Raw genomic sequence first — 19440 nt, 5'->3', positions numbered from 1 at the left:
TGGCCGCGGCCTCCTTGCGCCCGCGCTCCGGCCGCTCCACGCATCAGGGTGGACTCATGCGGGAGGGCACGGATGCGGATCCTCATCACCTCTGGAAGCAAGCTGGGCGGGACCCGGGAGATCGCCGGCCTGCTCGCCCGGGTCCTGCGGGACGAGGGCTTCGACGCGGAGACGACACCGCCGGAGGCCGTCGACTCCGTGCGCGCCTACGACGCCGTCATCGTCGGAGGCGGGCTCTACGCCAACCGCTGGCACCGGCAGGCCCGGCGCTTCGTGCACCGGCACCTCCACGAGCTGCGCGAGCGGCCCGTGTGGTTCTTCTCCAGCGGACCGCTCGACGACTCGGCGTCGCGGGAGCGCATCCCGCCCACGCACCAGGTCCAGGCGCTCATGGAGCAGGTGGGCGCGCGGGGCCACGCGACGTTTGGAGGAAGACTGGAGCGCGACGCCCGGGGCTTCATCGCCCGGTCCATGGCACGCGAGCACTCGGGGGACTGGCGGGACCCCGAGCGGATCGCCCGGTGGGCGCGGAGCGTGGCCGCGGAGCTGCGGGAGGCCGCGCGGCCGCTGGGCGCCTTCGAGTCCATGGGCGAGGAGTCACCGCGATGACGGCGGAGCCTCCTGACGTGCGCCGCGTCCGCTGCCTGCGCGTGGGCCTCCCTCGCTTGCGAGGTGACTAGCTTGGAGGGGCGACTGCAAGGAGAGGCCATGACCATCGCCTGCGCGACCAACTTCTCGGATGACGCCCGGCGCGCCTGTGACACGGCGGCGCTGCTCGCACGGCGGATGAAGGTCCCCCTCTGCATCGTGCACGTCCTGACCGGCAACCTGGTGCGGACCTTCGGGGACGCCATCTGCGAGACGGCCCGGTCCACGCTGCGCGACGAGTGCGACCGGCTGCGGGGCTCCGACCTCCAGGTCGACTCAGTGCTCCTCACGGGCGAGCCGGAAGAGGAGCTGCGCAAGCTGGTGGCGAAGCGCGGCTTCCAGTGGGTGGTGGCCGGGACGCCGCGCGTGGACACGCCCTTCCGGGGCCTGGGGGGCACGCTCGACCGGATGGCCCAGGTGCTGGAGGTCCCCTTGCTGGTGGTCCGCGAGGGTGCGGGCCTGGAGGCCTGGGCGCGCGGCGAGCGCCCCCTGCGGGTCATGCTGGGCGTGGACCGCTCCAGGCCCTTCGAGGTCGCCCGCGAGTGGGTGAAGCAGCTCGCGAAGGTCGGGCCGCTGGAGGTCGTGGGGGGCCGCATCGTCTGGGTGGGGAGCGAGGCGGAGCGGCTGGGCCTGGTGCATCCGCACAGCTACAAGGACATGTCCCCGGAGCTGCGGGAGGCGCTGGAGCGCGAGTCGGACTCGTTGCTGGAGCCCCTGCGCGCCGCGGGCATGCCGGTGCGCTCGCGGCTGGAGCCGGGGCTGGGCCGCATCGCGGACCACCTCATCGCCCTGGCCACGGAGGAGCAGGTGGACCTGCTGGTGGTGGGCACGCACCAGCGCAGGGCGCTCGCGAAGCTGTGGAGCGTGTCCCAGTCCGCGCGGAGGCTGGCGCCCATGTCGGTGGTCAGCGTGCCGGTGCCCGCGACGGAGCAGGCGCTGGAGCAGGAGCCGCCCCGGGTGCGCACGGTGCTCGCCACGACGGACTTCGGTGAGGCCGGCGACCGCGCCATCGCCTACGCCTTCGCCATCACGCCCCCGGGCGGCACGGTGCACCTGCTGCACGTGGAGCCGGAGGAGGCGACGCCCGAGGAGCTCCAGGCGGCGCGGCATCAACTGGCGCTGCGCGTGCCGGCCCCGGAGCACGACGGCAACCACAAGGTCGAGCTGTCGGTGCTCAAGGGCGACGACGTGGCGGCGGTCATCACCCAGGCGGCCGAGCGCCACTGCGTGGACCTGGTGTGCCTGGGCACCCACGGCCGCACGGGCGTGAGCCGGATGGTGCTGGGCTCGGTGGCGCAGCAGGTGATGGCCCGCAGTGACCGGCCCGCGGTGACGGTGCGCATGCCGCGCGCCTGAAAGACAGACGAGGTGAGACATGAAGGCAGCCGTGTTCCGAGGCCCCCAGAAGCTGGCCGTGGAGGAGGTGGAGCGGCCGAAGGCGGGGGTGGGCGAGGCCATCGTCCGGGTGACGCTCACCACCATCTGCGGCACCGACGTGCACATCCTGCGCGGCGAGTACCCGGTGAAGCCGGGCCTCACGGTGGGCCACGAGATGGTGGGCGTCATCGACGAGCTGGGCCCGGGCGTGACGGGCTACCAGGTGGGGCAGCGCGTGCTGGTGGGCGCCATCACGCCGTGCGGCCAGTGCCGGGGCTGCCTCTCCGGGCACGCGTCCCAGTGCGGCCACGGCGAGGGCCTGGAGGCCCTGGGCGGCTGGCGGCTGGGCAACACGATGAACGGCGTGCAGGCGGAGTACGCGCGCGTGCCCTTCGCGCAGGCGAACCTGGCGCCCATCCCGGACGAGCTGAAGGACGAGCAGGTGCTGCTCCTGGCGGACATCGCGTCCACGGGCTTCAGCGGCGCGGAGTCCGGCGGCGTGAAGATGGGGGACGCGGTGGTGGTGTTCGCGCAGGGGCCCATCGGCCTGTGCGCCACCGTGGGGGCGCGGCTCATGGGCGCGTCGCTGGTGATTGGCGTGGACGGGGACGACACGCGCCTGTCCATGGCGCGCAAGCTGGGCGCGGACGCGGTGATTGATATCCGCGGCCAGGACGTGGTGGCGGAGGTGAAGCGGCTGACCGGCGGCGGCGCGGACGTGGCCATCGAGGCGCTGGGCACGCAGCAGACCTTCGAGAGCGCGCTGCGCACGCTCAACCCCGGCGGCACGCTGTCCAGCCTGGGCATCTACTCCGGGAAGCTCCAGGTGCCCTACGACGCCTTCGCGGCGGGGCTGGGGGACCACCGCATCGTCACCACGCTCTGCCCGGGCGGCAAGGAGCGCATGCGGCGCCTGATGGAGGTGGTGCGCGCGAAGCGCGTGGACCTCACGCCGCTCTTCACGCACCGCTTCCAGCTCAAGGACATCCGGGAGGCGTACGAGCTGTTCAGCCAGCGCAAGGACGGCGTGCTCAAGGTCGCCATCCGGCCTTGAGCACGCCGGCGGGTGCTACCGCGGCGCGAGCGTGCCGCCGAGCATCAGCCCATTGACGCTCCCGGAGTTGGCCGCGCGGAGCTCGGCGAACCCTCCGGTGAAGTCCGTGGGCCGCAGGATGGCGTAGCCGTTCGCGTCCACGCCCGAGGCGAGCGGCGTGTTCAGCATGAGCTCGAAGCGGACGCCCCGCTCCATGTTCTCCACGATGAGCGCGCTCACGTAGGTGGTGGGCGAGCCGTCGGAGCTGATGCTGAAGGTCAGCGTCCGGCCCTGGAGCGCGGAGACCACCTGCTGCTGGAAGGCCGCGCCGGTCGCGCCGCCGAACTGGACGGTGACGGGCGAGGTCTGGATGGTGGTGAGGTAGGAGCCGTAGTCCAGCGTCCGCGTCACCGTCGCCGACTCATAGCTGATGACGTAGGGGATCTGCCGCCCGCCCACATCCGCGAAGACGTCCGGAGGGCTCCCGGGCGGAGGCGGCGGACGGGAGTCGAAGTGGATGGTTCCGGAGATCCAACCCCCGGTGTCCACGCCAATGCCCACGTCGACGGTGCCATCGCCCGGCACCTTGAACAGGAAGCGCACCGGGCGCGTCTCGCCCTCGGTCAGGGTGAACGACATGGGGTTTGGTGACACCAGCGTGACCGGCACCGTGACGCCCGGCGCATCCGTGCGCTCCACGTGCCAGTCGCCATTCATCTGGAGGGTGTACGTCCCGGCCATGAGCGGCAGGAGCACCGTCTCCGCGGTCGTGTCCGTGATGGTCGCGTTCTGCGGCCCGGTGATGTCGAACGTCGCCCCCACCAGCCTGTAGGTCCGTCCGGCCGACGTCGACACCAGCGGCAGCTCCAGCAATCCCTCGCCGTCGCGAACCACCGGCGTGGACGGTTCAGACACCTCACCACACGCGAGCGCCAGCAACGCGAGCGCGCCCACGAACCACTTCAGCATGTGCATGGACTTCCCCCTCGGAAAGGCGCCGACGATAGGATTCTGAACAACGCAAGGTCAAGACAGACAGACCCGCGCTCACAATCACAGCCATTTCCAGCCGGCGCGTGCATCCTGTGGTTCATGAGCGACACCCCTGACCTCAAGACGGCGGACCTCTGTGACGCCCACGCGGGAACTCCACGCTTCCAGGTCGCGGAGCCGGGCTTCCTGGACTACGGCGGGCGCAGGAGCTTCTTTGGCCCCATCAGCACCGTGCGCGCGCCGGAGGACAACTCCCTCGTGCGCAAGGCATTGGAGGAACCCGGCCTGGGCCGCGTGCTGGTGGTGGATGGCGGCGGCAGCCGCCGCTGCGCGCTCGTGGGTGACGTGCTCGCGGCCCTGGGGCAGAAGAACGGCTGGGCGGGCGTGGTCGTCCATGGCTGCATCCGCGACGCGGAGGAGGTGGGCCGCACCGACATCGGCGTGAAGGCGCTGGGCACCCACCCGCTCAAGAGCGGCAAGCGCAACGAGGGCCAACGCGACGTGGAGGTGCGCTTCGCCGGCGTCACCTTCACCCCGGGCCATCACCTCTACGCGGACGCGGACGGCATCGTCACTTCGGAGAAGGCCCTGCGCTGACCTTTCCCCTCCCCGTCCCGGGCCACACGGAGCGCAGCGTCCCCGCGATGGTGCGCAGCGCTTCCGCCCGGGGATGCCCCGGACGCCACGCCAGCGCGAGCGTCGGCCCGGGCGCCCGGCGGCGCGCCCCCACGCGCGTGCACAGGGCCAGGGTCTGGCTGTGGAAGCAGTGCCCGTCCTCCAGCAGCAACTCGTCCTCTTCATCCAGGTCGCTCAGCCGCACAACGACGCCGGCCAGACACCGCTGGCCGGCGCGGCCTTCAAGGGCAACGAGGCCATCGCCACGGTGCTCCTGGACGCGGGCGCGAACGTGGACGGCGCACCGCGGTGGACTCCGCGCGGGCGCTTGGCGCGTGGCGGTCAGCCACCCGGCTGGAGCCTCAGCCCTGAGCCTCCCCTGTCACGGGGAGTAGCCGTCCGAGAGCGTGCGCATGAAGGCGACGATGGCCTGCTCCTCCTGGGGTGACAGGCCCAGGTTGCCCACCGTCCGCGTGTTGATGTTCAGCCCCACCTCCGGCAGGGGCCAGCAGTCCACGCCCGGCGTCCCGGACGCGCTGCCCGTGCAGACCGGCAGCACGTCACGCGTGTTGTAGAAGTGGACGATGGACTCCAGGCTCTTGAAGTAGCCGTTGTGGCCATAGGCCTTGGTGAAGCCAGGGTAGGGGCGCTTGTCCACGTTGCGCAGGGTGGGGACCTTGACCTTGCCCAGGTTGTCGCGCGCGGAGGACGCATAATCCTGGCGCGTCTGGAGGAAGCCCCCCAGGCCGGTGTCGATCCAGAAGGGCCCGTCCGGGTTGAACTGGAGCTGCCAGTACCAGGGGTTGAGCAGGTTGCGCGGAACGCCCAGGTTGTCGAAGGTGTAGTCGGTGAAGAGCGGCGGCTCGCCATTCGGGCCGCGCTGGCTCGTGTGGCAGGTGTCGCACCGGGCCTTGCCCTCGAAGAGCTTGAGGCCCCACTGCTCCTGGGAGGAGAGCCGCGCGCGGCCGGCGAGGAATGCGTCGTACTTCGAGGAGAAGGCGTTCACCTCGCGAGAGCCCTCGTACGCGGCGATGGACCTCGCGATGTTGTCATACGCGCGCGGCACGTCCGCGCAGATGCGGGCGCCCCAGACGGCGCGGAAGAGGTCGCCGTACGGGCCGCCGCAGACCTTGGCCACCACCGCGGCCTCGCTGGGGTTGTTCTGCTCCACGGGGTTCAGGAAGGGGCCCTGCGCCTGGTCCGCGGCGGGGTTGCCCAGCTCCTCGCCCGTGGCGCGGCCGTCCCAGAAGTTGCCGCCCACGAAGTCGGCCTGTCCTGGCGTCACCCGGTGGAGGATGGGGGCCTGCGTGGCATAGGCGGACGAGGGCGGCTTGCGATTGCCGAAGCGCCCCCGCACGGCGCCTTCATAGACAGAGCCGGTGAGGTTGATGAGCAGGCTGGGGCCCGTCCAGCCCACCTCGGGGCCATGACAGACGGCGCAGGCCTGGCCCATGGGCTCGGAGAGCCGGCGGTCGAAGAAGAGCAGCTTGCCGAGCCGCTCCACCGGCTTCAGCCCTCCGGGCCCCGACGAGGCCTCCTCGCGCAACGTGGCCTCGAAGATGGCCGAGGCCTGGAGGGACTCGGCCGTCTCCGGCGGCTTCGACTCTCCCGTGTCTGCGCTCGCGGGAGAATTCAATGACAACATCCCCGGGGCCGGAGCGACTTCACACGCCAGCGACCCTCCCAGCGTCATCAGCAGGAACAACCTCCACCATGACCGTGACCCATGCATTTCCAGCACCTCGGAGCGGGAGTGGCGGCCAGGGTGCCGTCGCCACCGGACCCCGGCCATGGGCCGGAAGCGCGGGCGGCTGTCGGATTCCATGGATGGGATTGCCCTTGGGAGTTGAAAAGGCATAGGAACGCGACCATGAGCTCCACGGACGACCCCAAGAATCCTGCTCCGCCTTCGAATGCCGACGACGCCGCCGTGCTGGACTTCGTGCGGAGCGCCTTCGCGGTGGTCCGCACGGGGGACGCGCGGAAGCTGGCGGAGATGCTCGACGCCGGGCTCCCCGTGGGGGTGCGCAACGAGCGGGGGGACTCCCTGCTGATGCTGGCCAGCTACCACGGCCACGTGGAGGCGACCCGGCTGCTGCTGGAGCGCGGGTCGGACCCCGAGCAGCCCAACGACGCGGGCCAGACGCCGCTGGCCGGCGCGGCCTTCAAGGGCAACGAGGCCATCGCCTCGGTGCTCCTGGAGGCGGGCGCGAACGTGGACGGCGCGGGCCCGGATGGCCGCACGCCGCTGATGTTCGCGGCCATGTTCGACAAGGTGGAGATGATGGAGCTGCTCATCCAGCACGGCGCGGACCACAGGATCCGGGACGCGGACAGGCGCACCGCGCTGGACTACGCGCGGTCCATGGGCGCGGCGCGCGCGGCCGCCCGGCTGGATCCGAAGCCCTGACAAAGACACCCGGGGCTACGCGTTCGTGTGGCCCCAGGCGTCCTCGGACGGCCTGCCCCGGCCGTCCCCGCCCCGGGCCGCCTCCGCCTCCACCAGCGAGGTGACGGCCTCCACGATGTGCTCCGCGTCGATGCCCGCGGCGTTCAACAGCTCCGCGGGCTTGCCGGAGCCGGGCATCTTCGTCACCGCGAGCCGCACCACCGTGGGCAGCCGCTCGCGCTCGCCGGTGAAGGACTCCAGCACCGCGTCCGCCAGCCCCCCTTCCGCCCAGTGGTCCTCCACCACCACGAGCCGCCCCTGCGTCTCACGCGCGGCCTTGCGCAGCGTCTTCGCGTCCACCGGCTTCACCGAGTAGAGGTCGATGACGCGCACCGGGACGCCGTCCTCCTTCAGCGCCTCATACGCCTTGAGCGCCTCGTGCAGCGTGATGCCGGCGGCCACCACCGTCGCCACGTCCTGGCCGGACTGGCGCACCACCTTGCTGCCCCCAATGGGGAACTCCTCCGTCGCGGGGTAGAGCACCGGCGTCTTCTCACGCGTGCTGCGCAGGTAGGTGATGCCCTGACGCTCCAGCACCTGCGCCAGCAGCTTCGCGGTCTGGTTCGCGTCGCTCGGGTAGAGCACCGTGCTGCCGCCCACCGCGCGCATCATCGCCAGGTCCTCCAGCGCCATCTGCGACGGGCCGTCCTCGCCAATGGACACGCCCGCGTGGCTGCCGCACAGGTGCACCGTGGCGTTGGAGATGGCCGCCATGCGCACCTGATCATAGGCGCGTGACAGGAAGGCCGCGAAGGTGCTGACGAAGGCCCTCTTGCCCAGCACCGCCATGCCCACCGCGCTGGACACCATGTTCTGCTCCGCGATGAACATCTCGAAGTAGCGCTTCGGGTGCGCCTTCTGGAACTCGCTCGCGTACGTGGAGTTGGACACCTCCGCGTCCAGCGCCACCACGTCCGGCCGGGCGTTGCCCAGCGCCAGGAGCGCGTCGCCATACGCCTTGCGCGTGGCCTCCTTCTGGCCGACCTCGTACGTGGGCAACCGCAACGGCGAGGCCTTGTCCTGGACGGTGGCCTTCAGCGCCTCCGGCGTCTTCACCTGGATGCGGACGTGGCGCTCCCCGCCCAGCTCGCGGATGGCGTCCTTCGCCTTGTCCTCCGGCAGCGGCTTGCCGTGCCAGCCGTCATGATTGGCGATGAGCGAGGAGCCGCGCCCCTTCTCCGTCCTGCAGATGAGGCAGGTGGGCTGACCCTTCTTCGCCTGGGCTTCGGCGAAGGCCCGGTCGATGGCGTCCAGGTCGTGGCCATCCAGCGTGACGGCGTTCCACCCGAAGGCGCGGACGCGGGCCGCGTAGGCCTCCAGGTTCCAGCCCAGCTCCGTCTCGCGGCTCTGCCCCAGGCGGTTCACGTCGATGATGCCGCACAGGTTGTCCAACCCGTAGTGGCCGGCCTTGTCGAACGCCTCCCACACGGAGCCCTCCGCCGTCTCGCTGTCGCCCATGAGCACGTAGGTGCGGAAGGGCAGCCCATCCATCCTCGCGCTGAGCGCCATCCCCACGCCCACCGCCAGCCCCTGCCCGAGCGAGCCGGTGGCCACGTCCACGAGCGGCAGCACGTGCGGGTTCGGGTGGCCCTCCAGCCGGCTGCCGAACTTGCGCAGCGAGAGCAATTCCCTGTCGTCGATGGCGCCCGCCGCCTTGAAGGCGGAGTAGAGGACCGGGCAGGCGTGGCCCTTGGAGAGCACGAAGCGGTCGTTGTTGGGGGCCTTCGGCTGCTGGAAGTCGAAGCGCAGGTACTTCTGGAACAGCACGGCCATGATGTCCGCCGCGGACATGGACGAACTGGGATGGCCCGAGCCCGCCGCCGTGGTGCAGCGGATGCTGTCGATGCGCAGTTGCGCCGCGAGGTCCGCCAAGGTGTCCGCCATCTCTTCCGCTCCCGGGTTTGGGGGGCCAGGGGTGTGCCCTGGCTAGTGTGTTGACTGCCCCCGCTTCCGAGAAGCGCTGCCCCCCGCTGGCCCTGTTCGCAGGCAGAATCCGCGAGTGCCTGCCCGCCCGGCCGGACGTGGGCGACAGGGCATGCGCATCTTGAAGAAACGCCATCCGGGCGCCTCGCGCCCCCGCCGGGAGAATCCATGAATCCGCTGCGACAGCTCGCCGAGTTCGGCCAATCCGTCTGGGTGGACAACCTCCAGCGCAGCTACATCACGAAGGGCACGCTGAAGAAGTTCATCGAAGAGGACGGGCTCAAGGGGCTCACCTCCAACCCGACCATCTTCCAGAAGGCCGTGTCGGGCAGCGACGACTACCAGGACCTCTTCGACGCGGCGAAGGGCCAGGGCCTCTCCGGCAACGACCTCTACGAGCAGCTCGCGGTGCGCGACGTGCAGGGCGCCGCGGACCTCCTCAAGCCCGTGTACGACGCGACGAAGGGCCAGGACGGCTACGCGTCGCTGGAGGTGTCTCCCCGGCTGGCGCTGGACACGCAGGGCACGCTGGAGGAGGCGCGCCGGCTGTGGAAGACGCTGGCGCGGCCCAACGTGATGATCAAGGTGCCGGGCACGCTGCCGGGCCTTCCGGCCTTCGAGCAGCTCACCGCCGAGGGCATCAACGTCAACGTGACGCTGCTCTTCAGCCAGGAGCGCTACAAGCAGATCGCCGAGGCCTACGTCTCCGGCCTGGAGAAGCTCGCCGCGTCCGGCGGGGACGTGAGCCGCGTGGCGAGCGTGGCGTCGTTCTTCGTCAGCCGCATCGACGCCATCGTGGACAAGGAGATGGAAAAGAAGCTCAAGGCGGGCGCCACGCCGGAGCAGCAGAAGGCGATGGAGGGGCTGAGCGGCAAGGTCGCCATCGCCAACGCGAAGCTCGCCTACCGCACCTTCAAGGAGGTCTTCGGGAGCGCGCGCTGGAAGGCGCTCGCGGCGAAGGGCGCGAAGGTGCAGCGCGTGCTCTGGGCGAGCACCAGCACCAAGAGCCCGAAGCTGCGCGACGTGCTCTACGTGGAGGAGCTCATCGGCCGCGACACGGTGAACACCATGCCGCCCGCCACCATCGACGCGTTCCGGGACCACGGCAAGGTGCGCCCCAGCCTGGAGGAGGACCTGCCGGCGGCCGAGGCGACGATGCGCCAGTTGGAGGCGGCCGGCATCTCCATGAAGACGGTCACCGACGAGCTGGCCACCGACGGCATCCGCCTGTTCACGGAGTCCTTCGACCAGCTCCTCGCCGCGGTGGGCGACAAACTGAAGAAGACCTGAGGCCGGACGCCCACGTCCAAGGCGGCGGCGTCACCCGGTGGCGCTACCGCCTTCCGTGAGGAGGAGGCTGCTGGAAGCGCGCGGGGACGGCGGCGGGCTCCAGGTCCGCCGGGTGCGTCTCCAGCCAGCGGGCCACCGTCGCGGCCTCGGGCTCGCGCGTGGCGCGGACGAAGCGCGCGCGGGCCGTCTCCGCCTCCTGCCTCGCGGGCTGCTTCTCTCCGGCCTCCCACAACGCCCTCGCGAGCGCGAAGCCTGACTCCGCGAGCGTCGCGTCCGGCATCGACGGGTACGCCACCGCCAGCCGCAGCGGCGCGATGGCGTCCTTCGCGCGGCCCAGGCCCAGCAGCGCCTGGCCCACGCCGTCCTGGCTGTACTGGAAGGTCTCGTCCCCCGGCGGCGCCACCTGCCGCTTCGTCGCGAGCGCCTCCTCGTAGACGCGCAGCGCCTCGTCATGGCGGCCCAGCGCCAGCAGGCACATGCCCACCTCGTCCAGCCCCTCCGCCACCGGCAACGTGCGCGCGCCCAGGAGCGCCTTGCGGATCTCCACGGCGGCGCGCGCGTGCGGCAGGGCCCGGGCCGGCTCCGCCGCCTCGCGAAGCGCCCAGGCGAGGGCGTCATGCCTCCGCGCGGTGTCCGGGTGCAACGGGCCCACGTCGGCCTCCGTCAGCGACAGCGCGCGCTCCATCAACGCCACGCCGCGCGCGGTGTCCTTCATCCGGATCGCCAGCCCTCCCTGGAGGAAGAGGGTGCGCGCGCGCAGCGGGTGCCCTTCCGGCAACGCCGCCTCCGCCCGCGTCCGCGCCTCCTCGAACAGGGCCTTCGCACGGGGGAAGTCATTCCTCGCGACCGCGAGGTTGCCCTGGTTGACCCGCACCTCCGCCTCCAGCACCGCGTCGCCGCCCATGCGGCGCAGCGTCGCGTCCGCGAGCCCGCTCCAGACCTCCGCCGGCTCGAAGTGCCGCTGGCCCTCCTCCACGTAGAGCAGCCGGTTGAGGATGGTGACCTTCAGGCGGTCCGCCCTGCCGGCCTCCGCGTCGAAGGCCGCCTGCCGCAGCGCGGTCGCGGCCCCCTCGGAGTCCCCCAACTGCTCGCGCATCCAGCCCTGCTGGAGCTGGAGCCGGGCCATCAGCGGCGCGTACCCGGTGGCGCGCACGGGCTCCACGAGCGGCTCCAGCCGCGCCCGGGCCTGGGGGAGGCGTCCGCCATCCACCAGCACCTTCACCTCCGACAGGAGTGACTCCAGGCGCTCCACCTCGGCGCGCTCCGCGGGCGACTCCGGCAGGCGCTGCTGCTCGCCCAGCTTCGCCACGTCCGCGCACTCGTCCAGCGCGGGGAGCGCGTTCACCAGCGACAGGGACTTCTCCACCAGGGCGGTGTCCGCGGAAGACAGCAGCGCCACCACCGCGCGCGCGTCCTCGCGCCGCCGCTCCAGGCACACCACGCGCTCCACGCGCAGGGCCTCCGGCTGGGTGCCCTCCACGAGCGTGGCCCTGCACGCGTCCGTGTGCTGCTGGCTCCAGCTTCGCGCGTACCCGTCCAGCACGGCCGCCACGCGCCCGGCCATGTCCGCGCCCAGCGGGCTGCCCGTGGCGGTGAAGGCACGCACCACCTGCTCCCGCTGCGCCGCCCCCCACACGCGGGCCATGAGCGCGTCCGCGCCCTCGCACACGCGCGACTGCTGATGGAGCACGCCTCCGCCCAGGAGGAGTCCGCCCGCCAGCAGCGCCGCGCCGCTCCACGCGCGTCGCCGGGCCCTGCGCTTCGGCTCCTGCCCCAGCGCGTCCAGCAGCTCCGCGAGCGACGGGAAGCGCTCCGCCGGCCGCAGCGCCAGCCCGCGCATCACCGCCCGGCCCACCCACGCGGGCACCCGCGAGTCGCGCGGCGGCTCCAGGAGGCGGGGCGCGTCCGGGCCCTCCAGGTCGGCCGGCGTCCGCAGCGCCTGCATGCGCGCGACGTCGAAGGGGCGCTGGCCGTAGAGCGCGGCGTACAGCGCGGCGCAGAAGCTGAACTGGTCCGTGCTCGCGTCCGGGACCGCGCCCAGCACCTGCTCCGGGGACATGTAGTTCGGCGTGCCCATCACCGCGCCGGTGACGGTGATGGGCGCATCCAGCATGCGCCGCGACGCCGCCAGGTCGGCCACCTCCCGCGCGGCGAGGTCCGCGTCGTCGCCAGAGGGCAGCCCCACCTGGCGCGCGAGCCCGAAGTCCGTCACGCAGACGCGGCCCCGGCGGTCCCTCAGCACGTTGGCGGGCTTGAAGTCGCGGTGCACCAGCCCCACCGCGTGCGCGGCCACCAGCCCCCGGCCCGCGCCCAGGTACGCCTCCAGCACCTCGCGCCACGAGCGGGGGGCCTCCTTCAGCCACTGCCCCAGCGTGCCTCCCTCCAGCAGCTCCATCGCCAGGAAGACCTGGGCGCCCCAGAGGCCCACGTCGAACACCGGGATGACGTTCGGATGCGAGATGCGCGCCATCGCCTGCGCCTCGCGCAGCAGCCGCGCCCGTCCCTGCTCTGGATCCGCGTGCCCATCCGGGCGCAGCAGCTTCAGCGCGACCTTCCGGTCCAGGTCCGGGTCATAGGCCGCGTACACCACGCCCATGCCTCCCGCGCCCAATGGCCGCAGGAGCAGGTAGCGCCCCACCTGGATGGGCGAGGACGCGCTGGCCCGGGGTTGCCGGTCCGAATCGCTCGTCGCGGACACGGGCTCCGCCGACTTCCGCGGCAGCAGGCGCGTCGCCTCGCCCTCGGGGTTGCGCGCGGGGAGCGTGTCGTCGCGCTCATGTCCGGCCGGGGTCTTCATGGTGGGGACATCCTAGAGGCGCTGGCGCGGCCATCACCATGCCCCCACAACCGGGCTATCCTCCCCTTCGATAATAGGGGGCCGTGGTCTCTTCCCCCGAGCACAAGGGCTGATCATGAACGTCACCCGTCCCCAGCACCACCCTGTCTCCCTGCCCACCGAGCAGCCGGCCGCGACGCAAGGCAACGCGCCGGTCCAGGGCCAACGCGCGCCGGAGCCGGTGCACGAGGCGCGTCAATCCACCCACCTGCCGCAGGACCGCTTCGAGGAGTCCCCCGAGGTCGCGGGGCAATGGGCCGCGCAGGCCGCGCAGGCCGGGCAGCCCCAGGGCGCGCGGCCCCTGGAGCTGTCCCAGATGGAGCAGGTGCCCTCGCTCACGGACGCGACGTCCCCGGACGCGAAGGGCTGGGCCCAGCCGACGCCGGTCCTCCGGCAGACGGACGACATCAATTGTGGTGCGACGGCCGCCGCGATGCTGGTGCGCGCCAGCGGCGGGGGGCAGGGGCAGACGGACGCCCAGCTCGTGCAGTCGCTGCAAGCAGGCTACTCCGACAGCAAGGGCACGACGCCCAAGCAGATGAGCGACATGCTCGCGGGCCAGGGCTTCGAGGTGACGCGCGGCGCCTCCAACTTCGACCGCGACGCGCTGAACGCCGCGCTCGACTCGGGCAAGAAGGCGCTGGCCCTGGTGGACTCCAACCTCATCCAGCCCGGCGCCTCCGGCACCACGCCCGCGGGCAGCGCGCACTGGGTGGAGATCGACGGCAAGGATGCCCAGGGCCAGTACCGCATCCACGATCCGGCCACCGGCTCCAGCCATGACGTGAGCCTCCAGCACCTCACCCAGGCGATGAACTCCGGCTGGGATTCGTTCCAGGGCGGCGGGATGCTCATCGTCAATCCCAAGGGCGGTGACACGTCCACCCTCGCCGCGTCGAACGTGAACCACGCCACCCCGCTGGGGGACTCCTCCGGCATCGGCTCCAAGAACAACTCGTTCGGCTCGCGCGAGTCCGGCTCGTAGCGCCCCGGCGTGGGGACGCGAAGAGGCCCCGCGTGCATCGCACGCGGGGCCCCGTCCTCCACGCCCGACCGTCTCCTCAGATGTTCGGGATGTCGGAGGCGAAGCGCTGGTTGCTGGTCAGCGCGGACGGGTTGGCCTGGATGGACTCCAGGAAGAGGCGCGCGTTGTTGGAGATGCTGCGCTCGAAGGCGAACGCGTCATCGGCCTTCACGTTCGGGTTGTTGCTGATGCGCTGCTCGGGGTGCTCGAAGTTGGTGCGGCCGCCGCGCACGTGGTGCAGGTAGTTGTTGGCCCCCATCGCGCGCATCGCGTCCAGCGCGTTGGTCACGTTGAGCTTGATGGCCTCCGGGGTCTCCTTGTTGAGGTCCTGGAGGTTGGCTGGCAGGTGCTTGCCGTAGTTCTTGAGCAGGTCCTCGTTCAGGTTGAAGGGGCCGTAGTTCGTCGAGTCGCCCTTCTTGGCGTAGTCCGTGCCGCCCTCCTGCATCGCCTGCGCGACGAGCACCGCGGCCTCCTCGGGCGTGGCGCCCGCCTGGGTGGCGGTGTCCCAGATCTCCTTCTTCCAGAAGCCCAGCGACTTGTTGTTGTACAGCTTGTCCTCCGAGTACGAGACCGCCGGGTAGTCCCTGGACGCGTCATGCGAGCTCTTCGAGACGAGCGTGCTCGCGCTCACCGGGTCGGAGCCCGCGCCCGCGGGCCGCGCCGAGGGCGTGGTGGACTGCACCGCCTGCGTGCCCGTCGCGGGCTGGGCCTGGAAGCTGTCCGTGTGGAAGAGCTTGTTGCGCAGGGCCGCCGCGGCGCTGTCCTGGGCCGCCTGCGACGGCTGCGAAGGCTCGGTCTGCTGGAGCCGGGACGTGAAGAGCGAGGACGGGTTGGAGCGGGAGGAGATGGAGGAGATCATGGGTTGCTCGGGGTCGTCGTGGCCGTCAGTGGCCGGTGCTCATCCCCAAAGCAGGAGCGATGCCAACGCCCCGGTCCCCCTGTCGCGCCGGGCTCCCCGAGGGAGCGCCCCCCTGAGCGGGCTCGCGGGTGGGTGACTTGAGTCATCCGGTGGCGGTCCCAGTGGGTGACTGCAGTCACCCGGCGTCGTCTTCGTCCGCCCCGGGCTTGCCGTCGCTGAGCTCCAGGCCGTGCTTGCGCATCAGCTTGCGCAGGTACACCCGGTCGATGCCGGCCTCCCGGGCCGCGCGGTTGAAGCGGCCCTCGCAGCGCTTGAGGAGGCTCTTGAGGTAGTCGCGCTCGAAGCCCTCGACGAGCTGCTCCTTGGCTTCCTTGAAGGGCCGGGCCAGGTTCAGCGCGCCCGCGCGGGAGGCGGCGCGGCCGGGGACGCCCGGGTCGATGTCCGGCAGGGACTCCTCCCCCAGGTTCACCACGCGGTCCACCACGTTGCGCAGCTCGCGCACGTTGCCCGGCCAGGGATACTGGGCGAGCAGGGCGCGCGTCTGGTCCGACAGCGTGCTGGGCGGCTTGCCCAGGCGCTCCAGCACGGCGTCGATGAGCAGCGGGATGTCCTCCGGACGCTCGCGCAGCGGCGGCAGCACGACGCGCAGCACGGCCAGCCGGTGGAAGAGGTCCCGGCGGAACTTCTCCGCCTTCACCGCGGCCTCCAGGTCCACGTGGGTGGCGGCCACCACGCGCACGTCCAGCGCGCGGTAGTCGTTGCCCCCCACCCGCTTCACCTGCCGGCGCTCCAGCACGCGCAGCAGGCGCGGCTGCAACTCCAGGGGCAGCTCCCCCACCTCGTCCAGGAAGACGGTGCCCCCATGAGCGCGCTCGAAGGCACCCGCCCGGTCCGCCTGCGCCCCGGTGAAGGCGCCCTTCACGTGGCCGAACAGCTCGGACTCGATGAGCGACGGCGCGATGCCCGCGAGGTCCACCACCACGAAGGGCTTCTTCGCGCGCGGGCTCTCCTGGTGCAGCCCCTCGGCGCACAGCTCCTTGCCGGTGCCCGTCTCGCCCTGGATGAGCACGTCCGAGTCGCCCGGGGCCATGCGCTCCAGGAAGGTGAACACCTCACGCATCCGGCGGCTCTGGCCCACCAGCGCGCCGAAGCGGTCGCGCGGCGACAGCAGCAGCGAGCGCTCACGCGTGTCCTCGGGCATCACCTTGAGCTGCGTCTCCCCCAGGCGGAGGATGGCGCCGGGCTGGACCTCCAACTGGCTGAAGCGCAGGCCCTGACAGAAGGAGCCGTTGTAGGAGCCCAGGTCCGTGGCGACGACGCGGTCCTCCCGCACCTCCAGCCGCAGGTGGTGGCGGGACACGGTGCCGTCCTCGAGCACGATGTCGCAGTCCGCGCTCTTGCCCAGCCGGTACTCCCCCACCGGCAGCGGGTGGCTCCGGCCGGCCGAGGGCCCCGACAGGACCCACAGCTTCAACCGGACCTTTCCCCCGGGCTTCTCGGGAAGGGTCCGGGTCCTGTCGGAAGACGGCGTCACCCGCCCCTCCGGCCTGTCATCCCGTGTCGACACCGCGCCGACGCTAGCACGCACGCTGAGGGCAGGACGCCCCGGGGGCGGAGGCCGCACCGTGCCTACCGGTAGGTGTCCAGGTAGGCGCGGTGGCTGCTGGAGAACTCGTGGTTCGTGAAGGCGTCCCAGTTGATGGACCAGGTCATCAGCCCCTTGAAGCCCGGGTAGCCGCCGGCCTGGCGCAGCACATAGGTGCCTCCGAAGGACTGGCCCTTCATCAGGTAGTCCAGCGCCTTCTGCACGTTGGCGGGCGTGGTGTAGCCGCCGCCCGCGGCCTGCGGCGAGGACGGCAGGCCGATGACGACCTGCTCCGGCCGGAGCGCGGGGAAGACGGCGCTCGCGTTGCCGCCCACGGGGAAGCCCTGGAGCAGCATCTCCGCCATGGCCACGTGGAAGTCCGGCGTGGACTGCGCGTAGGCGCGGCCGTCCAGGGCCATCACCGTGCCGGTGTTGTAGTGCTGCACGTGCAGGTACGTCAGCCGGTCGCGCAGCGCGTGGATGACGGGGAGGTAGGCGCCCCACGGGCCGCCATACGCCGCGTAGCCGCCCTGCACGTAGGCGGTCTCCGGCGCCATGGTGAGCAGGAAGCCCGCGCCGTTGTCGTTGAGCAACTGGCGCGTGCCGGCGATGAGGTTCTGGATGCGCGGCGTGGTGGGGTTGCGGAAGTCGGTGTCCCCGCCGTTGAGTGACAGCGACGCGCCCTCCAGGTCCAGGTCCAGGCCGTCAAAGCCATACGTGTTGATGAGCCCCTGCATGCTGGTGACGAAGGCCTGCCGCGCCGCCGCGTCGTCCAGGTGGATGGTGCCGTTGGCGCCGCCCAGGGAGATGAGCACCTTGCGGCCCTGCGCCTTCAGCGTGGCGATGTCCGCCTTGAACTCGGCCACGGTGGCGTTGTACGGCGTGAAGCCCATGGTGCCCGACGGCGCGCCCACCACCGGCTCCGCGAAGGCCACCTGGATGACATTGAACATGGACGACACGTCGCGCAGCCGGATGTTGGTGGAGCCGTTGTCGAAGTTGTGCCAGTAACCGACCAGCACCTTGCTGCCCGCCGGAGCCGTGTTGCCCGTCGTCACGGCGACGCTGTTGCTCGCGGCGGAGCGGTTGCCGGCCGCGTCGCGCGCCTTCGCGGTGAACGTATAGGTCGTGTTGGCGGCGAGCCCCGTCACGGTGGCGCTGGGGGTGGTGCTGGTGGCCGCCGCGCTGGCGCCGCCGTTGACGAAGATTTCGTAGCCGGTGACGCCCACGTTGTCGCTGGACGCGTTGAACGCCAGGGACACGCTGGAGGCCGTCACGCCCGTGGAGCGCAGGGAGCCGGGCGCGGTGGGAGCCTGCGTGTCCGAGGGAGGCGTGCCAGTGCGCTCCAGCCACAGGGCGAGCACGTTGGGCGGCTCCCAGCCCACCAGGGACGTGTGGGCCTGCCGGCAGTCATAGCCCTTGCCGCCATAGGACGCGATGTCGCCCACGGCGTACGCAACGCCCGGGGCCCAGGCGCCCCGGTCCGCCGCCAGGGCCAGGGCGGGCAATAGCAACAGGAGCACGGCGAGCGCCGCGCGGGACGACGAACGAGGGGGATGCATGGGGGAAAAGCCTCCCGGAAAAGGGGTCCGGGACACAGGGAGGGCGGGCCCGGGCGATTCGGGTCAACCGCGTGGACTCCATTCCTCGCGGTGAGCATGGAGGGCATCTCGCGCCATCCTCTCCCGCATGGATGTTGCCTCTCGATACGACGCCATCTCCACCCTGGAGCTGGTGGCCATCACCCACATGGAATCGCTCGGCTGAGCCATGACGGTACGGGCCGCTCCCGTGGAAATCCCAGGGCTTCCTCCCGTCCAGCGGTCTCCGGGCGACAGGAAGCGTGCGGGCCCCCCACGTGCGCCTTGCAGCGCGGCGGTGGGTGCACTAGCCATCGGGGGACGAGGGCCGACGGCGCCGACCGCTCGGGTCCTCCGAGGATGACTTTATGGCCCAGCGCCGCCCGACCCGACCTTCCGCCTCCTCTGATTCGTCCAAGTCCCGCGGTGCCGCTGGCAAGGCCGCCTCGAAGCCCGGGGGCCGTCCTGCCGGGGGCAAGGCCCCAGCCCCGGCGAAGAAGGCCGCGGTCGCGAAGCCGAAGCAGCCCGCGAAGGTGATGAAGGGCGCGGCGGCAAAGGCCCCGGCCTCCAAGGCAAAGCCTGTCGCGAAGGCAGCTCAGGCTCCGAAGACCTCCGCTTCGAAGGGAGCGAAGACTCCGAAGGCTTCGGCGGCGAAATCGGGAGCACAGGCTTCGAAGGCGCCTGCATCGAAGTCCGCGGCGCAAGCGCCGAAGGCCTCCACCGTGAAGGCAGGCGGTGCGAAGGCGCTGAAGACGCCGGCCGCGCAGACCTCAAAGACAGCCGCCGAGAAGTCCTCCCCGGCCAAGGAGAGCCCCAAGACTTCCGCATCGAAGGCATCCGGAAGTGCGGCGCCGGCAGCCGCAGCGCCGTCTGCTTCAACCAAGAAGGCCCCCAAGGCCTCCGCGTCGAAGCCTTCCTCGACCGAGGAGAGCCCGAAGGGCGATGCATCGAAGACCGCTGAAGTCGTCGCGGAGCCCGCATCAACCGAGGAGGCCCCGAAGGCCGCCGCTTCGGTCCCCTCCGAACAGCCGCCCCAAGCTCCCGAGCCGGCCACCGCGGCTGCGGAGACGGCCGAACTGAAGACGGATGCCAGCACGGCTCCTTCGAAGCGCGCGGGGAAGACGCCGAAGGGGTCCTCCGCGAAGAAGTCCCCCGCCGAAGGAACTCCCGCCTCCACGCCTTCGGAGAGCCCCACGGAGTCCACCGCTCCCACGCCACAGGCGGAGAC

The 19440-nt window shown here is 71.6% G+C and carries 16 protein-coding genes; 7 read left to right on the top strand and 9 right to left on the bottom strand.

The annotated features are described in order from the left end of the window. Positions 1–72 precede the first annotated feature (72 nt). The 3 genes from K8556_RS05770 (at position 73) to K8556_RS05760 (ending at position 3079) form a co-directional block, all read left to right on the top strand. Complete coding sequence (locus tag K8556_RS05770; RefSeq protein WP_223739001.1) at positions 73–609, top strand: flavodoxin domain-containing protein; 537 nt, start codon at positions 73–75, stop codon at positions 607–609. A gap of 99 nt (positions 610–708) precedes the next feature. Continuing rightward, positions 709–2004: a universal stress protein gene (locus tag K8556_RS05765; RefSeq protein WP_223739000.1), complete on the top strand. Its 1296-nt coding sequence runs from the start codon at positions 709–711 to the stop codon at positions 2002–2004. Between the two features lie 19 nt (positions 2005–2023). Then, the gene (locus K8556_RS05760; protein ID WP_223738999.1) at positions 2024–3079 is read left to right on the top strand and encodes an alcohol dehydrogenase catalytic domain-containing protein; all 1056 of its coding nucleotides are present in this window, start codon (positions 2024–2026) and stop codon (positions 3077–3079) included. A gap of 15 nt (positions 3080–3094) precedes the next feature. On the opposite strand, the gene K8556_RS05755 is transcribed toward K8556_RS05760, so the two are convergent. Continuing rightward, on the bottom strand, positions 3095–4033 hold the full coding sequence (locus K8556_RS05755) for a hypothetical protein (protein ID WP_223738998.1): 939 nt from the start codon (positions 4031–4033) through the stop codon (positions 3095–3097). Between the two features lie 117 nt (positions 4034–4150). On the opposite strand from K8556_RS05755, the gene rraA reads away from it, so the two are divergent. After that, positions 4151–4648 carry a ribonuclease E activity regulator RraA gene (gene rraA / locus K8556_RS05750; protein ID WP_223738997.1) on the top strand — a complete coding sequence of 166 codons (498 nt, stop codon included), beginning with the start codon at positions 4151–4153 and terminating at the stop codon, positions 4646–4648. On the opposite strand, the gene K8556_RS05745 is transcribed toward rraA, so the two are convergent. Both K8556_RS05745 and K8556_RS05740 read right to left on the bottom strand, forming a co-directional pair. Continuing rightward, positions 4623–4871, bottom strand: coding sequence for a hypothetical protein (locus tag K8556_RS05745; protein WP_223738996.1), 249 nt, complete (start codon positions 4869–4871; stop codon positions 4623–4625). The genes rraA and K8556_RS05745 overlap by 26 nt on opposite strands. 177 nt (positions 4872–5048) lie before the next feature. Then, positions 5049–6359: a cytochrome-c peroxidase gene (locus tag K8556_RS05740; protein WP_223738995.1), complete on the bottom strand. Its 1311-nt coding sequence runs from the start codon at positions 6357–6359 to the stop codon at positions 5049–5051. 177 nt (positions 6360–6536) lie between these two features. On the opposite strand from K8556_RS05740, the gene K8556_RS05735 reads away from it, so the two are divergent. Then, a complete protein-coding gene (locus tag K8556_RS05735) occupies positions 6537–7076 on the top strand; it encodes an ankyrin repeat domain-containing protein (RefSeq protein ID WP_223738994.1) in 540 nt (179 codons plus the stop codon). Between the two features lie 15 nt (positions 7077–7091). Here K8556_RS05735 and K8556_RS05730 read toward each other — a convergent pair whose 3' ends face one another. After that, positions 7092–8999 carry a transketolase gene (locus K8556_RS05730; protein ID WP_223738993.1) on the bottom strand — a complete coding sequence of 636 codons (1908 nt, stop codon included), beginning with the start codon at positions 8997–8999 and terminating at the stop codon, positions 7092–7094. 207 nt (positions 9000–9206) lie between these two features. Here K8556_RS05730 and tal point away from each other — a divergent pair, with 207 nt between their 5' ends. After that, positions 9207–10328: a transaldolase gene (gene tal, locus K8556_RS05725; protein WP_223738992.1), complete on the top strand. Its 1122-nt coding sequence runs from the start codon at positions 9207–9209 to the stop codon at positions 10326–10328. 43 nt (positions 10329–10371) lie between these two features. Here tal and K8556_RS39420 read toward each other — a convergent pair whose 3' ends face one another. Then, a complete protein-coding gene (locus K8556_RS39420; RefSeq protein ID WP_304503938.1) occupies positions 10372–13125 on the bottom strand; it encodes a serine/threonine-protein kinase in 2754 nt (917 codons plus the stop codon). A 115-nt stretch (positions 13126–13240) separates the two neighbouring features. Between K8556_RS39420 and K8556_RS05705 the strand changes: the two genes are divergently transcribed. Beyond that, on the top strand, positions 13241–14149 hold the full coding sequence (locus K8556_RS05705; protein WP_223738991.1) for a papain-like cysteine protease family protein: 909 nt from the start codon (positions 13241–13243) through the stop codon (positions 14147–14149). A gap of 76 nt (positions 14150–14225) precedes the next feature. On the opposite strand, the gene K8556_RS05700 is transcribed toward K8556_RS05705, so the two are convergent. The 4 genes from K8556_RS05700 to K8556_RS05685 form a co-directional block, all read right to left on the bottom strand. Continuing rightward, positions 14226–15047: a hypothetical protein gene (locus K8556_RS05700; RefSeq protein ID WP_223738990.1), complete on the bottom strand. Its 822-nt coding sequence runs from the start codon at positions 15045–15047 to the stop codon at positions 14226–14228. A gap of 175 nt (positions 15048–15222) precedes the next feature. Then, a complete protein-coding gene (locus tag K8556_RS05695) occupies positions 15223–16521 on the bottom strand; it encodes a sigma 54-interacting transcriptional regulator (protein WP_255651407.1) in 1299 nt (432 codons plus the stop codon). Between the two features lie 155 nt (positions 16522–16676). Beyond that, positions 16677–18194, bottom strand: a complete 1518-nt coding sequence (locus K8556_RS05690) for a chitinase (RefSeq protein ID WP_223738988.1) — start codon at positions 18192–18194, stop codon at positions 16677–16679. 613 nt (positions 18195–18807) lie between these two features. Further along, positions 18808–19407, bottom strand: coding sequence for a hypothetical protein (locus tag K8556_RS05685; protein WP_223738987.1), 600 nt, complete (start codon positions 19405–19407; stop codon positions 18808–18810). Between the last annotated feature and the right edge of the window lie 33 nt (positions 19408–19440).

It is taken from the genome of Corallococcus sp. AS-1-12 (genome assembly GCF_020036995.1).
GTDB lineage: Bacteria > Myxococcota > Myxococcia > Myxococcales > Myxococcaceae > Corallococcus.
The sequence above is the reverse complement of the archived record's forward strand: the minus strand, read 5'-3'. Positions and strand labels throughout refer to the sequence as shown.

What these genes read in the sequence shown, in the direction of transcription:
- K8556_RS05730 (WP_223738993.1), bottom strand. Translation starts at nt 8,999, where the DNA reads ATGGCGGACACCTTGGCGGACCTCGCGGCGCAACTGCGCATCGACAGC.
- rraA (WP_223738997.1), top strand. Translation starts at nt 4,151, where the DNA reads ATGAGCGACACCCCTGACCTCAAGACGGCGGACCTCTGTGACGCCCAC.
- K8556_RS05770 (WP_223739001.1), top strand. Translation starts at nt 73, where the DNA reads ATGCGGATCCTCATCACCTCTGGAAGCAAGCTGGGCGGGACCCGGGAG.
- K8556_RS05760 (WP_223738999.1), top strand. Translation starts at nt 2,024, where the DNA reads ATGAAGGCAGCCGTGTTCCGAGGCCCCCAGAAGCTGGCCGTGGAGGAG.
- K8556_RS05700 (WP_223738990.1), bottom strand. Translation starts at nt 15,047, where the DNA reads ATGATCTCCTCCATCTCCTCCCGCTCCAACCCGTCCTCGCTCTTCACG.
- K8556_RS05690 (WP_223738988.1), bottom strand. Translation starts at nt 18,194, where the DNA reads ATGCATCCCCCTCGTTCGTCGTCCCGCGCGGCGCTCGCCGTGCTCCTG.
- K8556_RS05740 (WP_223738995.1), bottom strand. Translation starts at nt 6,359, where the DNA reads ATGACGCTGGGAGGGTCGCTGGCGTGTGAAGTCGCTCCGGCCCCGGGG.
- K8556_RS05705 (WP_223738991.1), top strand. Translation starts at nt 13,241, where the DNA reads ATGAACGTCACCCGTCCCCAGCACCACCCTGTCTCCCTGCCCACCGAG.
- K8556_RS39420 (WP_304503938.1), bottom strand. Translation starts at nt 13,125, where the DNA reads ATGAAGACCCCGGCCGGACATGAGCGCGACGACACGCTCCCCGCGCGC.
- K8556_RS05765 (WP_223739000.1), top strand. Translation starts at nt 709, where the DNA reads ATGACCATCGCCTGCGCGACCAACTTCTCGGATGACGCCCGGCGCGCC.
- tal (WP_223738992.1), top strand. Translation starts at nt 9,207, where the DNA reads ATGAATCCGCTGCGACAGCTCGCCGAGTTCGGCCAATCCGTCTGGGTG.
- K8556_RS05735 (WP_223738994.1), top strand. Translation starts at nt 6,537, where the DNA reads ATGAGCTCCACGGACGACCCCAAGAATCCTGCTCCGCCTTCGAATGCC.
- K8556_RS05755 (WP_223738998.1), bottom strand. Translation starts at nt 4,033, where the DNA reads ATGCACATGCTGAAGTGGTTCGTGGGCGCGCTCGCGTTGCTGGCGCTC.